Below are 15,342 nucleotides of genomic sequence, written 5' to 3'. Positions count from 1 at the left end.
ATCAGAGATGTAAATATGTTTATATTATAAGTCAAATGCAGAAGTTGAACTTATGCGGTGGAATTAATTTTGTAACAGCTCAATAATTATATAAAGGAGAGAGAGAAAAAGTGCAATCACAAACTAATAGTTTAGCTAAAAGACGTGCCGCGTCAACGAGAAATGCAGCAATTATATTTCTTGTGCCAGCATTTTTATTCTTAATAATATATATAGCATATCCAATTGTCTACTCTTTTAATTTAAGTTGCTATAATTGGAATGGATTTGCATCAAATAAGGTATTTGTAGGATTAAATAACTGGAAAGAACTTATTGCTGACCAAATTTTTAGAAAAGCGTTTCTAAATAATATTGTTATTATGGTTCTATCTATAGCTGTCCAATTACCAATAGGTCTTGCTCTTGCAACATTTTTAGATTTTGGTGGGAAAAAATTTAATATATTTAAAGTAATTTGGTTTATACCAATGTTAATGTCATCTGTTGCAATTGGTTATTTATTTAAGTATGCATTAGATGCAAATTCTGGTATAGTATCAGGAATATCAAAGTTATTAGGTGGGCATTCAGTAGACTTATTAGGTAACCCTAAGACAGCACTATTAACCATCACAATAGCTATTTGCTGGCAATTTATTCCCTTCTATATGGTGTATTTTTTGGCTGCATATAGTGGAATACCATCAGATTTATATGAAGCAGCAATAATTGATGGAGCAAAAAAAAGTCAGTATTTTTGGAAAATAGCACTTCCACTTATGAAACCAGCTATTAAAAGTGCAATTGTATTATCAATGGTTGGATCATTAAAATATTTTGATCTCATATATGTTATGACAGGTGGAGGACCAGGTAACGCGTCAGAACTTATGGCAACTTATATGTACAAAAATGCGTTTTTATCTCAAAGAATGGGATATGGTTCAGCAATTGCTTCAGGGATGTTTATTCTTATAACAATAATATCATTAATCACAATTAAAACATTAAATAGAAAGGAAGATTGACTATTATGAAGCAGAATTCATTAATAAAAAAATTATCTATAAAAGCTATCGTTGGAATACTAGCAATAGCATGGCTTTTAATTACAATAGTTCCTTTTATATTTATGTTATTAGCAGGATTCAAACAGCAATTTGAGATGCTTATGGGAAGTGTATTCGATTTACCAAAAAGTTTATATTTAAAGAATTTCATTGACGTATTCAAAGGAAACATATTTATTTATTTTAAAAACAGTATATTAGTACTTATAGTGTCGCTAGTAATTTTACTATTCTTAAGTGCATGTGCATCTTATCCATTATCTAGATTCAAATTTAAGTTAAATAAGCCAATATATGCTATAATAGTAGCATGTATGTCAGTGCCAATTCATGTAACATTACTTCCAATATTTTTGATGACTACTAAGATGGGTTTGTATGATAGTCCTTGGGCATTAATAGGTCCATATGTGGCTTTTAATTTACCAATCTCAGTATTTATATTAGTTACATTTATGCAGGCAATTCCTAGGGAATTAGAAGAAGCGGCTGAGATAGATGGGTGCAATAAATATAAAATTTTTTCAAATGTTATGCTTCCATTAGTGAAGCCAGGGCTAGCAACTTTAGCAATTTATAATGGTGTTGCTATATGGAATGAATTCAGTTTTGCATTAGTTTTAACTCAAACATTACCTAATAGAACATTACCACTTGCTATTTGGGAATATCAAGGTCAATATACAATGAATGTTCCAATGATTATGTCGGTATTAACTATTTCTATGTTACCAATGATCATAGCATTTATTTTTGGACAAGATAAATTAATAAAGGGCATGATGGCAGGAGCTGTCAAAGGTTAATAATATACTTATGGTAGGTAACTCTTATATATAAGAATTACAAAAAGGGATACAGGTATGTATAAGGAATTGAGAAAAGTTATAAATAAGCTATCTAAAATGAAATTTAATCAGAAGATTACTACATTTTTTATATTGGCAGTCTTAATTACTAATAGTTTTGTAATTTTTGCTGTTTATCAATTAGCAGGAAAGCAAATTACTGAAAAATCCAGTGGATTAGTGCAAGGACAGTTTGAAACAATAACGGATATTTTAAATATAACATTAAAGAATATTATTGAGACATCAAATATGATCACAGGGGACAGTAGAGTTAAAGAATTCTTAATGAATAATAGGCTGACTTCAAAGAATTATAACAAAGATACAAGTGATGCATATTCGTCAGTAAGATATCTCTTAAATACAAACAGTTATATAGATTATATTGGATTGGTGAAATTTGATGGCCCAGAGTTAATATATGTTGGAGAGTCTTGGACAAGTAGCGATTTCAGGACTCAAACTTTAAAGGACTATCAAGATGCTGTAGGCACAAAGTTTGGTAACTGTAAGATAAGCATGAAGAAAAAAGTATTTTATCCAGATCAGTATGTACTAAATATATATCAACCGATCAATGATAAATACAATTTTAATAAATATACTGGATTTTTAGTAATAGGAATTGGAGAAAAAAGTATAAAAGAATTTTACTCTAATTTAGATAAAGGGCTAAAAGTACAAACATATTTAACAGATAAAGATGGAGTTATTATATCTAATGAGGATAAATCTCTGATTGGAACAGAAAGTCCTTATAAAAGCGTATTACAAGGAAAAAGTGGCCAACAAAAAGTTGAAGATAAGATGGTTATTTATGAGAAGCTTGATAATTGGGATTGGTATATGGTGGGGGAGATACCAACAAGATCAATGTTAAGAGATACCAATGCAGTAATAATTTTAATAATAGCTTTAGTAATAGGTGCTGGAGTATTAATTAGTATAGCTTGCTATAAACTAAGCAATAACTTATATAAGCCGATGGATGACATTGTAAGAAAGATGAGAGAGGTTTCGATGGGAAATCTGGAAGTTAGAATGGAACAAGATTATGATGGCAAAGATTTTAGGCAACTAGCAAGTGGCTTTAATATCATGATTGAAGAAATTAATATACTTATGTATAGGATAAAAAAAGAGCAATCTGAGATTAAGCAAATCGAATTAAACAGACTGCAATCTCAAATTAAACCACATTTTTTATATAACACACTAGAGTGTATACATTGGCAGGCTTTATCTGATGGAAATAAAGATGTATCAAAAATGGTAAAAGCGTTAGCTAATTATTATAGATTATGTCTAAGTAGAGGGAAAGATGTTATTCCTATTTCGCAAGAACTAGAAAATGTAGAAAATTATTTGATCATACAAAATATGAGATATAGTGGAATTGCTGAGTGTGAAATAAATGTAGATGAGAATTTCAAAAATGTACTAATACCCAAGCTTACACTTCAACCTTTAATAGAAAATTCCATTTATCATGGAATAAGGGTCAAAGATGGGTATAAAGGTAAGATATTAGTTACCGCAAGAGAAATAAATAACAAGATAGTTATATCAGTTGCTGATAATGGAGTTGGAATGAGACAAGAACAAATTGATGAAATAAATAGCTCTATATCAGTATTTGATGAAAAAACTGGATATGGTTTAAGGAATGTTCATAAGCGAATTGAAATATTATTTGGTAGTGGGTATGGATTATACTACAAGAAAAATGAACATGGTGGAACTACGGTAGATATTATATTACCTAAAGGAGAGAATAATTAATGTATAAAGCTATAGTTGTAGATGATGAGGAAATGATTAGAAAAGGAATATGTAGTGTGATTCCTTGGGAGAAACTCAAGATAGATACTGTTAAAATGGCATCCTCAGGAATTGAAGCTTTAAAAATCATGGAAGAAGAAGCATTTGATATCATGATTACAGATATATGTATGACTGAGATGAATGGATTATCTTTAGTAGAAAAGATGAATTATCTAAATCCTAGGTTAAAAATTATTGTTTTAACAGGATATGATAATTTTGAATATGCTCAAAAATGCTGCAAGATGCAGGTGGAGGATTATCTCCTAAAACCAGTAGATGAGATAGAACTTGAGAATGCTATCGGAAGATTAATAGAGGATTTAGAGCATGAGAAAACTTTAAGCCATGAGCAAAAGATAAATAGCAGGATACAAGGTGTAACAGAACAATTAAAGCTTGAACAGATTATGCAAAATTTACTTTATGAACGAGTGAAGACAAGTGAATTTAAAAAAGTATTGAAGGAGTATTCTTACGATAAGGAAGAGATGCTTCAAATTGCTTTGGTATGTCCAATTATAGATGATAATTTAGCTTGGAAACAACATTTTGAATTATTAAATTTATCTATTAAAAATATTTGCATTGAATTATTTGATTCTAAGAAACAAGGGATTACATTTGAGGACAAAAATAGAAATATAGTAATCGCCATATTTATAAGAGAAGAGTTAGAAGAAGTAACATTAAGAGTACAACATTTAATTGAGTATTTGAAAAATGAGTATGATATTAATCCTAAAGTAATTCTTGGAAGCGTTGTAGGCGGATTTAATAAAATCAATATTTCATATAACGACGCATGTGTTTTATTAAATAATAAGAGCACCTATGGGAAAATCATAACGAAAGAACCTAGAGAAATACGTTTGACTTTATTTAACGAGAGAGTTCAGGAATTTAAGAAGAATATGATAGATAATATAGATGACCTTGAGAAAGTAATGAGTATTTATGAGGCTTATTCAGAGGCCATAGAGTTTTATAATTTATCGACATCATTAGTTAAGAAAACATGTTTTGATATTGGAGGAGGAATATATTTTTCCTACGCAATGGAAAAAGGAGATATATCAGATAATAAGTTAAATTCTTTATTAATTTCATTAAAAAATTGTAGTAGAAGTGATGCCTTGAGAATTACACGAGATTTCATAATACAAATACTTCAGACTGATATTGGAGAAAGCCATGAAATTATAAGAAAAGCAAAACAATATATTAATGATCATTTAAATGAAGACATTTCAGTATATAGTATAGCGGAAATGCTTTATTTAACTCCAACCTATTTTTCAAAGCTATTCAAACATAGTACAGGAGAAGGCTGTAATAACTACATTATACGTAAACGAATACAGAAGGCTAAGTCCCTATTAGAAACAACCAGTATGAAAACGGGTAAAATAGCAACTTTAGTGGGATATAAGGATACAAATTATTTTTCTTTAGCTTTTAAAAAACAGACAGGAATGTCACCAACTGAATTTAGAGAAAAAGGAGGAAGTTATAATGAGGAAAGCAACTTTGATTTCAACAACAAGGACTGATAGCTTAGTAAGTAGTACTATAGATATTAGTAAAGATAAATCATACCATACATTAGAGTTAAATGGGGAGTCCTATCAAACTATTGATGGATTTGGTGGATGTTTTAATGAGTTAGGATATATAGCATTAAAAAAGATTCCAAATGATAAGAAAGAAGAGGTATTTAGAAATCTATTTGATCCAGAGGAGTGTAATTTTACTTATTGTAGATTGCCAATTGGAGCAAATGATTATGCAGAAAGCTGGTACAGTCTAAATGAAACTAAGGGCGATTATGAAATGAAGAATTTTAGCATTGAAAGAGATAAAGAATGCTTGATTCCGTACATTAAAGAAGCAGAAAAATATAGTGGAGAGCTTAATTTATTTGCTTCTCCATGGAGCCCCCCAACTTGGATGAAGTTCCCGGAAGTATACAATTTCGGAACATTAATATGGGAGGAGAAAAATCTAAAAGCATATGCTCTTTACTTTAAGAAATTCATTGAAGAATACCAAAAAGAGGGTATTAAAATTAATCAGGTACACATACAAAATGAACCTATAGCAGATCAGAAGTTTCCATCATGTGTTTGGTCAGGAAAACAATTACGTGATTTTATAAAAGAATACATCGGGCCATTATTTGAAGAGAATAAACTTGATGCTGAGATATGGCTTGGAACATTAAATTCTCCTTATGATGATTATGGAGATGAAAATTGGCAATTTGGTCAGTATAATAATTTTGCTAACACTGTACTAAGTGATAAAGATGCAAAAAGATATATAAATGGCGTTGGGTATCAGTGGGGAGGAAAGCATGCTTTGCTACAGACAAGAATTGCTTATCCAGAAATGAAATTGATACAGACAGAAAATGAATGTGGAGAAGGAAAAAATAGCTGGGAATATGCTGAATATGTATTTAATTTAATGTGGACATACTTTATAAATGGAGTAAGCGCCTATACCTATTGGAATATGGTACTTGAAGAAGAGGGAATAAGCACTTGGGGATGGAAACAAAATTCACTTATTACGGTTACAAAAGATAATGATGTTAAATATAATCCGGAGTATTATCTAATGAGACATTTTTCAAAATATATAAAACAAGGAGCGACAATGAAAGGTCTAAAAGGGGACTTTGCAGGAAATGCTTTGGCTTTTGAGAATCCAGATGGAAGTGTTGTATTAGAAGTATTAAATCCATTTGATGAATTACAAGAAGTCACATTTAGTGTTAATGGTGAAGATTATAGCTTTAATATTCAGCCTCATTCTTTTAATACATTGGTTGTTTAGTCTTATAATTAAAAAAAGTTAGAATAAATATTATGATTATTTTAGGAGATGTGTAATATGGTCGAAGAAAAAAGAATTACTCATGAATATGCGTTAGAAAAAGCAAAAGAATTAGTAGGAAAAATGACGCTAGAAGAAAAAGCAGAACAATTAACTTATAAATCATCAGCTGTAAAAAGATTAAATATACCTAGATATAATTGGTGGAATGAGGGATTGCATGGAGTAGCCAGAGCAGGTATAGCAACAGTATTTCCACAAGCTATAGGATTAGCTGCTATGTTTGATGATGAGTTATTGAATGACATTGCAAAGGTTATCTCAACAGAAGGCAGAGCAAAGTATAATGAAAGCAGTAAAAAAGATGATAGAGACATCTATAAGGGAATAACTTTTTGGTCACCAAATGTTAATATTTTTAGAGATCCTAGATGGGGCCGTGGTCATGAAACCTATGGTGAAGATCCATATTTAACATCTAGATTAGGAGTGGCCTTTGTAAAAGGACTTCAAGGAGAAGGCAAATATTTAAAGGCGGCAGCATGTGCAAAACATTTCGCTGTTCATAGTGGACCAGAAGGATTAAGGCATGAATTTGATGCAGTTGTAAGTAAAAAGGATTTATATGAGACTTACCTCCCTGCTTTTGAAGCTTGTGTCAAAGAAGGTGATGTAGAGGCAGTAATGGGGGCGTATAATCGTACAAATGGTGAGCCTTGTTGTGGAAGTAAAACTTTATTAAGAGACATATTAAGAGGAAAATGGAACTTTAAAGGTCATGTAGTATCCGATTGTTGGGCAATTGCTGATTTTCATTTGCATCATAGAGTGACAAGCACTGCAACAGAATCAGCGGCATTAGCTATGAAAAATGGATGTGATCTAAATTGTGGCAATGTGTATCTTCAATTATTGCTTGCCTATAAAGAGGGATTAGTAACAGAAGAAGATATAACAACAGCAGCAGAAAGATTAATGGCAACAAGAATAAGATTGGGAATGTTTGATGAAGAGTGTGAATATAACAAAATACCATATGAGTTAAATGATTGCAAAGAACATAATGAATTATCATTAAAAGCAGCTAGAAATTCAATGGTTTTATTAAAGAATAATGGAATATTACCATTAAATAAAGATAACTTAAAATCAATTGCTGTTATTGGCCCTAATGCTGATAGTCAGATCATGCTTAAAGGTAATTATTCAGGAACTGCATCTAGATATATAACTGTGTTGGAGGGAATACATGAAGCCGTAGGAGAAGATGTAAGAGTATATTATTCCGAAGGTTGTCATTTATTTAGAGACAGAGTTGAAGAACTAGCAGAACCTAATGACAGATTAAAAGAAGCAATATCAATAGCAGAAAGATCAGATGTCGCAATTCTATGCCTTGGACTAGATTCTACAATTGAAGGTGAGCAAGGAGACGCAGGTAATAGTGAAGGAGCTGGTGATAAAGCAAGCTTAAATTTACCAGGAAGGCAGCAAGAATTATTAGAGAAAATAATAGAAACAGGTACACCTGTTATATTAGTTATTGGTGCAGGAAGTGCATTGACATTTAATAATGCAGAGGATAAGTGTTCAGCTATATTAGATGCTTGGTATCCTGGAAGCAGAGGTGGCAGAGCGGTGGCTGACTTAATATTTGGAAAGTGTTCACCAAGTGGAAAATTACCTATTACATTTTATAGAAATACTAAGGATTTACCAGAATTTATAGATTATTCAATGAAAGATAGGACATATCGCTATATGTCTTGTGAAAGCTTATATCCATTTGGTTATGGATTAACTTATTCTACTGTAAAATTATCAGAATTGCATGTACCAGATGTAGAAAGTGATTTCGATGAGGTAGAGGTAAGCGTAAAGATAACTAACACAGGAAATTTTGATATAGAAGAAGTTGTACAATGTTATATAAAAGATCTTGAATCTAAATATGCTGTTAGGAATCATAGTCTAGCAGGATTTAAACGTGTTGGATTGAAAATAGGAGAAAGCAAAATTGTAAAAATGAAAATCAAGAAATCATCATTTGAAGTGGTAAATGATGATGGAGAAAGGATATTAGATAGCAAAAGGTTCAAATTATTTGTTGGTATATCACAACCAGATAGTAGAAGCATTCAGCTTGTTGGAATATCTCCTTTAGAAGTTGATATCAAGCTAGCATAAATTTTTATAGTATATTATGAAGCTGCTCTAGTCGGAAAATATTTATCAGACTGGGCAGCTTTATTATAGTATATTATTTATAATTTTTTAAAGATTCAATTATTCTGCCAGAAATAGCTTGATAACCGGTGCTATTTGGATGAAAATTATCAGCAGCTAGATAATCTTGTAAGTTGTATTTAAAAAGATCATATGTTGGAATAAAAATCGCATTTGAATCTAATGATAAAAGCTGCTGACTTTGATAATTCCATTCATTTAATATGTTTACCTTATCAGATGTAAGATCTTTTCCGAATGGGTTATACAAGCCAATGAAAACTACCATAGATGATTGATTATTGGCTCTTATTATATTAAAAATAGATTTTAGATTAGCTAAATAGGTATCTTGAATATCTTTTATCTTAGTAGTGGATGAGCTTATATCTGTATTTTTAAGTTTACTTATTTCATTGCCACCTATAGATATAAATATCATGTTTGATCCTTTAATGTCAGCTAAGGTCTGTGACTCTTGAACTACATTTAAAAGCCCATTAGATACATCTCCGTTTATGGCAAGATTATTTATTTTAATCTCCTTTGAAACTTTAGTTTTCCAGTATTCTGAAAAATAGCCTGAAAAGCCAAGTCCTTTTTCATCTCCAGTTCCTTTAGCAAGGGAGTCACCAAGAACTAGTATGTTGTAATAATTTTGATCTAATTCTTCACTTTTAGATTGTTCAGACTCCTTATCTGATATCTCTTTAGGAGGGCGAGAACTTATTGATAATGCTGATATAAATCCCATAACTAAGGTTATGGTAGAAACTATGGATAGCAATAAAATAAATTTCCATTTTATATTTTTAAACATTTTAAATCCCTCCTTTTAAACTAATACATCTTGTTTTAAAAATACAACAAGACTAACAATAAAGGCACCTATGGCCCAAGCTAGAAGTACTAAAGTGCTAAAACTTAACGACATTCCACTTATTGGAGTATATGATCCTGTAAGATACTGAGGTAAGTTTAGATTGATGGCAAAAAAGTACTTTATTGAAGGCCAATCATTTAGAAATAACCTAAGAAAGCCTCCTCCAACCAATGTAGCCATCATTATACCTATGGAAGTAGCTGTATTTCTTACTAAAACTGAAATCATAAATGAAATTGTACCGATAACAATTGATACAAACCATCCAAGAGAGTATACGAGGATTAAATATTGCAATTCGGTTACTTTGATTACATTTGAAACATCTAATGTTCCGGAAGCAGAGCTAAAACCTGTAGCGACAGGCTCATTAAACCCCCAATTATTAAAAAATAAACCTGAAATTAAAATTGAAAATAGAGCCATCTCTAGAATTACTATAGAAAACATGATTAGAAGTGCTATATATTTACTAAGTAATATCTTCCATCGAGGAACAGCTCTTGTTAGCAGTACTTTTATAGTTTTAGCAGAAAATTCTCCACATACGCTATCTCCAGCCAATAGAATTATTAGTAAAGGTAGTAATACAGATATAGACTGTTCCATTAGCTTAACTGAAAATTTTGCAGCACTTGGAGTAATTGGATTTATGTTGTTATCTAAATAATACTGGTTTTGATGAATTTGAATATTAATTGAGGGCTTACTTTCGTCAGGGGTATCAGGTCTATTAAGCCTATTTTTTAGGTCCTGGATTTGTTGCTTTTGTAATGACTGCCAAGGGATATCGCCACTTTGAGTAGTTGTCTTTAAATACTTATTCAAAGTGTTTTGATATTGATAATTTTGGCCATATGCAAAAAGTGAAACTAAAATTAGTATTATAGCACTAATAAGTAGAAGTTTACGCTTATATAATATTTTATTAACTTCATTTTTAACTAATACTAGCAATATATACACCTCCTTAACTAACAATAGAGTTACTTTCTGTAAGTGATAAAAACAGATCCTCCAAAGTTTTCTGATTTATACTTACGAACTTTATGGCTATTCCTTCTTCGATAAACGAAGAATTAATTTTTTCAATTTTTGATACATCAACTTTTGCTATTATATTATTGTTTATTAGTGAACTATCAGTATTCCACTTATCTTTTAATATTTTAATTCCCTTTGAATTATCACTTAGAACAAAGGAAACTTCTTTATCACTTATAAGTTCAGAGACTGAAGCGTATTTTAGTAAAGTACCACTTTTTATTATTGCAACAGTATCACACATTAATTCAACCTCAGATATCAAATGGCTAGAAACGAGAACAGCAATATTTTCTTTTTTAGCAAGATCTTTAATAATATGTCTAAACTCATTTATTCCTGAAGGATCAAGTCCATTTGTAGGCTCATCTAATATAAGAAGCTTTGGCTTATGAATAAGAGCTTGCGCAAGTCCTAACCTTTGCTTCATTCCCAAAGAATAAGTAGACACTTTCTCATTTATTCTATTCTGCATTCCTACAAGTTCAATTACTCTCGTTATATCTTCATTAGTAACGTTTTTATTCATAGAAGCAAGCATCTTCAAATTTTCTAAGCCACTTAAATAATTATACATATCGGGACCCTCTATAATACATCCAACTTTAGACATAGCCTTAACATAATCTTTAGTAATTGAATAGCCATCGATTAAAATTTTTCCACTAGTAGGGGAAGAAAGGCCGACAATCATTCTTAAAGTGGTCGACTTTCCAGCACCATTTGGCCCAAGAAAACCCAAAACTTCACCTTCATTAATTGAAAAGGTAATGCCTTTAACAATTTCTTTATTTTTTATAGATTTATGAACATTATCTAATAACAATATTTGCTTTGACATAGTACACCTTCTTTTTATAATTATTTTAAGATTGATTAAAGTATGGAGGATATAGTAATCTATTAAAAATTTGATTCAAATGAGTTTCTTTTGGAAAAGAATTCATGGTGAGAATAAATTCATTATAACTCTTATTATCTATTAATTTTATGTTTTATACTAAGTATTACTGAAATTTGTTTAGGTATAATATTCCCATTATTTTGCTTATTGATTCCTAGTAAGTAGTTAGACTAGCTATATTATGAAACAAACTGTTTTATAAAAAAACAAATAACTAAATAGTAGCATGTGTCACTAAATCCGAAAAAATAAGGTATTTTATTTTGGGGTGTGATATCTTTTAGGTAAAGGATTACTTATATGTATTTTATAAAAAAGTAGCTCTTGTATTTTATATCCAAGTAATTTTCAGATTAGGAAAATATCTTAAATTAAAAATTTGCCTGAGGCGAGATTAAGGGAGGAAATAAGTAATGAAAAAAGAAAAAATCAAAATAGTTACTATTGGTGGAGGATCAAGTTACACTCCTGAATTAATTGAAGGTTTTATAAAAAGGAAAGATGAATTGCCTATTAAAGAAATATGGCTTGTAGATATTGAAGATGGAAAAGAGAAGTTAGAAATAGTTGGAGCAATGGCTCAAAGAATGGTTAAGGCAGCAGGGCTGGATTGGAAAGTTAATTTAACTTTAGATAGGAGAGAGGCCCTTAAGGATGCGGATTTTGTGTCAACTCAATTTAGAGTAGGACTTTTAGATGCAAGAATAAAGGATGAAAGAATTCCTTTAAGCCATGGAATAATTGGACAAGAGACTAACGGTGCTGGTGGTATGTTTAAAGCATTTAGAACAATTCCAGTAATATTAGACATAATAGATGACATGAGAGAGTTATGCCCTAATGCATGGCTTGTTAACTTCACAAATCCATCAGGAATGGTGACTGAAGCAGCTATAAAATATGGCGGATGGGACAGAACTGTTGGACTATGTAATGTTCCAATCAACTGTATAGAAGATGATGCAAAGATGCTTGGAGTTCCTTCAAGTGAATTATTCTTTAAGTTTGCTGGATTAAATCATTTCCATTGGCATAGAGTATGGGATAAGGAAGGTAATGAAAAAACTGCAGAAGTAATTGAAAAATTGTACAATCCATTATTAGCAGAAGAAAAGAAAGATGCAGGAGTTGCCAACATTAAAGATATCAAGTTTAACTATGAGCAGATTAAAGACTTGGGAATATTACCTTGTCCGTATCATAGATATTACTATATTACAGATGATATGTTGATGGAAGAACTTGAAAGTTACTCAAAAGGTGAAACTAGAGCAGAGGTTGTAAAAAGGACAGAGGCAGAATTGTTTGAATTATATAAAGATCCAAAGCTTGACTATAAACCAGAACAATTGACTAAGAGAGGTGGAACTCACTACAGCGATGCTGCCTGTGAATTAATTGCTTCAATCTACAATGACAAGAGAACAACTATGGTAGTTAGCACAAAGAATAATGGCGCATTAGAGGATCTTCCATATGACTCTATAGTAGAAGTTTCAAGTACAATCACGTCTCATGGACCAGAACCGATTAATTTTGGAAAGTTTGACCCAGCGCCAAGAGGTATGGTTCAAATAATGAAGGGAATGGAAGAAACAACAATTTCAGCAGCAGTTACAGGGAACTACAACAAAGCTCTTCATGCATTTACAATAAATCCATTAGTTCCAAGTGGACAAATTGCTAAAAATTTATTAGATGAAATGTTACTTGCACATAAAAAACACTTACCACAATTTGCTGAAAGAATAGAAAAACTAGAGAAAAATAAGTAGTAAACTTTGCAAAATCAGAAGAACAAAGAATGTTTAATAATAAATTTCAAGGATTGCTAAATGATTTCTTTGAAGAAAGTGGGGATAAAAATGTTAAATAATAAATTTCAAGGATTACCAAAGGATTTTTTATGGGGGGGAGCAACCGCTGCAAACCAATTTGAAGGTGGATATAGAGAAGGTGGAAAAGGTCTTAGCACATCAGACGTTATGACAGGTGGTACGCATACTATGCCAAGAAGAATAACTCCAGAATTAGAAGAAGGAACGTATTATCCAAGTCATGAAGCTATAGATTTTTATCATCACTATAAAGAAGACATTAAATTGTTTGCTGAGATGGGGTTTAAGACCTTTAGAATGTCAATAAATTGGACTAGAATTTTTCCAAATGGTGATGAGTTAGAACCAAATGAAGAAGGACTAAAATTCTATGATGATGTTTTTGCAGAATTAACAAAACACAACATTGAGCCATTAGTTACAATATCTCACTATGAAACACCTTTTGGTTTAACTAAAAAGTATAACGGGTGGGCAAGTAGAGAAGTTATTGATTGTTATGTTAGATATTGCAACACAATATTTAACAGATATAAGGACGTTGTAAAATATTGGCTCACATTCAACGAAATAAATTGTTTAACAATGCCATTTGGTACATTTATGGGTGGCGGAATTTTATTGGATAAAGGTGGTGAACTTGAATTTAATAAAGAGATTGATGATAGTAGACAAATAAGATTTCAAGCTCTTCATCACCAATTCATTGCAAGCGCAAAAGCTGTTAAACTGGCGCACCAAATTAATAAAGATTTCAAGGTAGGATGTATGATTGCATATATGACAACATATCCTTATACATGTAATCCGGAAGATGTACTTTTAGCTCAGGAAAGAGATAATTTGAATAATTTTTTATGTTCTGATGTTCAAGTAAGAGGAGCTTATCCTGGTTTTGCAAAGAGATTTTTTAGAGAGAATAATATAGAAATAAAGATGGAAGAAAATGATGAGCAAATTCTAAAGGAAGGTTGTGTAGATTTCTATACATTTAGTTATTATATGTCAAACTGTTCAAGCACAGATCCAGAATTAGAAAGAACATCTGGAAATATACTTGGAGGTGTAAAGAATCCATATCTTAAAGCAAGTGATTGGGGATGGCAAATTGACCCTAAAGGATTAAGATGGACATTAAATAATATTTATAATAGATATCAAATTCCTTTAATGGTTGTGGAAAATGGTTTAGGTGCTGTGGATAAAGTTGAAGAAGATGGATCAATTAATGATGGATATAGAATTGACTATTTAAAGGCACATATTGAAGAGATGAAGGAAGCTGTTAATGATGGAGTTGAATTAATAGGATATACTCCTTGGGGATGTATTGATTTAGTTAGTGCATCAACTGGAGAAATGAAAAAAAGATATGGATTTATTTATGTTAATAAAGATAATGATGGAAATGGAGACTTAAGTAGATCAAGAAAAAAGAGTTTTTATTGGTATAAGAAAGTAATAGAAAGCAATGGAGAAGAACTTTAATATAAACTATATTTAAATATAGAACTTACTGAAATGAGTATAATACTTTTATTATGTTTTCTAATGAAACATTTAATAAGAGTATTATGCTCAATTTTTTATATAAAGGATATTACGGTAATTAGAAAGAAAAGTATGAAATTTATCTAATGTTGATTTGAAAGTCATACATTTTTTTATGCAAGGCAAAAGATATTTCGAAGAGATATATTAAGAAACATTTATATCGGGCTGTAAATTTGAATTATTATCTAAATTGATTGGTTAATCAAATATATAATCAATAAATTCTTATATTAACAACTAAAATTTATATAGGGTAAGAATTATATAAATTTTAGTTATATATTTTTAATAAAAATATGTTTATAGATTAGATTATGATTTTTTA

General features: G+C 30.7%; 11 protein-coding genes. 8 read left to right on the top strand and 3 right to left on the bottom strand.

Annotation, left to right across the window (positions count from 1 at the left end; genetic code table 11):
* Nucleotides 1-110 precede the first annotated feature (110 nt).
* From F3K33_RS23820 to F3K33_RS23795, 6 genes are read left to right on the top strand one after another with little or no spacing between them, the layout of a single operon-like run.
* The gene (locus F3K33_RS23820) at nt 111-1,010 is read left to right on the top strand and encodes a carbohydrate ABC transporter permease (RefSeq protein WP_012060833.1); all 900 of its coding nucleotides are present in this window, start codon (nt 111-113) and stop codon (nt 1,008-1,010) included.
* 5 nt (nt 1,011-1,015) lie between these two features.
* Nucleotides 1,016-1,858, top strand: a complete 843-nt coding sequence (locus tag F3K33_RS23815) for a carbohydrate ABC transporter permease (RefSeq protein ID WP_039770769.1) — start codon at nt 1,016-1,018, stop codon at nt 1,856-1,858.
* A 57-nt stretch (nt 1,859-1,915) separates the two neighbouring features.
* Nucleotides 1,916-3,685, top strand: a complete 1,770-nt coding sequence (locus tag F3K33_RS23810; protein ID WP_023975925.1) for a cache domain-containing sensor histidine kinase — start codon at nt 1,916-1,918, stop codon at nt 3,683-3,685.
* Entirely contained in the window at nt 3,685-5,280 is a 1,596-nt protein-coding gene (locus F3K33_RS23805) for a response regulator transcription factor (protein ID WP_023975924.1), read from the top strand. Before F3K33_RS23810 ends, F3K33_RS23805 begins: the two co-directional genes overlap by 1 nt.
* A complete protein-coding gene (locus F3K33_RS23800; RefSeq protein WP_023975923.1) occupies nt 5,243-6,568 on the top strand; it encodes a glycoside hydrolase family 30 protein in 1,326 nt (441 codons plus the stop codon). Before F3K33_RS23805 ends, F3K33_RS23800 begins: the two co-directional genes overlap by 38 nt.
* 57 nt (nt 6,569-6,625) lie before the next feature.
* Complete coding sequence (locus tag F3K33_RS23795; RefSeq protein WP_039770767.1) at nt 6,626-8,755, top strand: glycoside hydrolase family 3 C-terminal domain-containing protein; 2,130 nt, start codon at nt 6,626-6,628, stop codon at nt 8,753-8,755.
* Between the two features lie 73 nt (nt 8,756-8,828).
* Here the strand turns inward: F3K33_RS23795 and F3K33_RS23790 are convergent, their stop codons facing one another.
* From F3K33_RS23790 to F3K33_RS23780, 3 genes are read right to left on the bottom strand one after another with little or no spacing between them, the layout of a single operon-like run.
* Nucleotides 8,829-9,614, bottom strand: a complete 786-nt coding sequence (locus F3K33_RS23790; RefSeq protein WP_039770765.1) for an SGNH/GDSL hydrolase family protein — start codon at nt 9,612-9,614, stop codon at nt 8,829-8,831.
* 15 nt (nt 9,615-9,629) lie between these two features.
* Nucleotides 9,630-10,634 carry an ABC transporter permease gene (locus tag F3K33_RS23785; RefSeq protein WP_039770763.1) on the bottom strand — a complete coding sequence of 335 codons (1,005 nt, stop codon included), beginning with the start codon at nt 10,632-10,634 and terminating at the stop codon, nt 9,630-9,632.
* Between the two features lie 13 nt (nt 10,635-10,647).
* The gene (locus F3K33_RS23780; RefSeq protein WP_023975919.1) at nt 10,648-11,562 is read right to left on the bottom strand and encodes an ABC transporter ATP-binding protein; all 915 of its coding nucleotides are present in this window, start codon (nt 11,560-11,562) and stop codon (nt 10,648-10,650) included.
* 476 nt (nt 11,563-12,038) lie between these two features.
* Between F3K33_RS23780 and F3K33_RS23775 the strand changes: the two genes are divergently transcribed.
* Together F3K33_RS23775 and F3K33_RS23770 are read left to right on the top strand one after the other, a co-directional pair.
* The gene (locus F3K33_RS23775) at nt 12,039-13,400 is read left to right on the top strand and encodes a 6-phospho-beta-glucosidase (protein WP_023975918.1); all 1,362 of its coding nucleotides are present in this window, start codon (nt 12,039-12,041) and stop codon (nt 13,398-13,400) included.
* Between the two features lie 90 nt (nt 13,401-13,490).
* Nucleotides 13,491-14,951, top strand: coding sequence for a glycoside hydrolase family 1 protein (locus F3K33_RS23770; protein WP_039770761.1), 1,461 nt, complete (start codon nt 13,491-13,493; stop codon nt 14,949-14,951).
* Nucleotides 14,952-15,342: the final 391 nt, after the last annotated feature.

Source organism: Clostridium beijerinckii, from assembly GCF_008705175.1.
GTDB lineage: Bacteria > Bacillota > Clostridia > Clostridiales > Clostridiaceae > Clostridium > Clostridium beijerinckii.
The sequence above is the reverse complement of the archived record's forward strand: the minus strand, read 5'-3'. Positions and strand labels throughout refer to the sequence as shown.

Coding starts and splice junctions, on each gene's coding strand:
- F3K33_RS23815 (WP_039770769.1), top strand. CDS start 1,016: ATGAAGCAGAATTCATTAATAAAAAAATTATCTATAAAAGCTATCGTT.
- F3K33_RS23810 (WP_023975925.1), top strand. CDS start 1,916: ATGTATAAGGAATTGAGAAAAGTTATAAATAAGCTATCTAAAATGAAA.
- F3K33_RS23805 (WP_023975924.1), top strand. CDS start 3,685: ATGTATAAAGCTATAGTTGTAGATGATGAGGAAATGATTAGAAAAGGA.
- F3K33_RS23800 (WP_023975923.1), top strand. CDS start 5,243: ATGAGGAAAGCAACTTTGATTTCAACAACAAGGACTGATAGCTTAGTA.
- F3K33_RS23795 (WP_039770767.1), top strand. CDS start 6,626: ATGGTCGAAGAAAAAAGAATTACTCATGAATATGCGTTAGAAAAAGCA.
- F3K33_RS23790 (WP_039770765.1), bottom strand. CDS start 9,614: ATGTTTAAAAATATAAAATGGAAATTTATTTTATTGCTATCCATAGTT.
- F3K33_RS23780 (WP_023975919.1), bottom strand. CDS start 11,562: ATGTCAAAGCAAATATTGTTATTAGATAATGTTCATAAATCTATAAAA.
- F3K33_RS23775 (WP_023975918.1), top strand. CDS start 12,039: ATGAAAAAAGAAAAAATCAAAATAGTTACTATTGGTGGAGGATCAAGT.
- F3K33_RS23770 (WP_039770761.1), top strand. CDS start 13,491: ATGTTAAATAATAAATTTCAAGGATTACCAAAGGATTTTTTATGGGGG.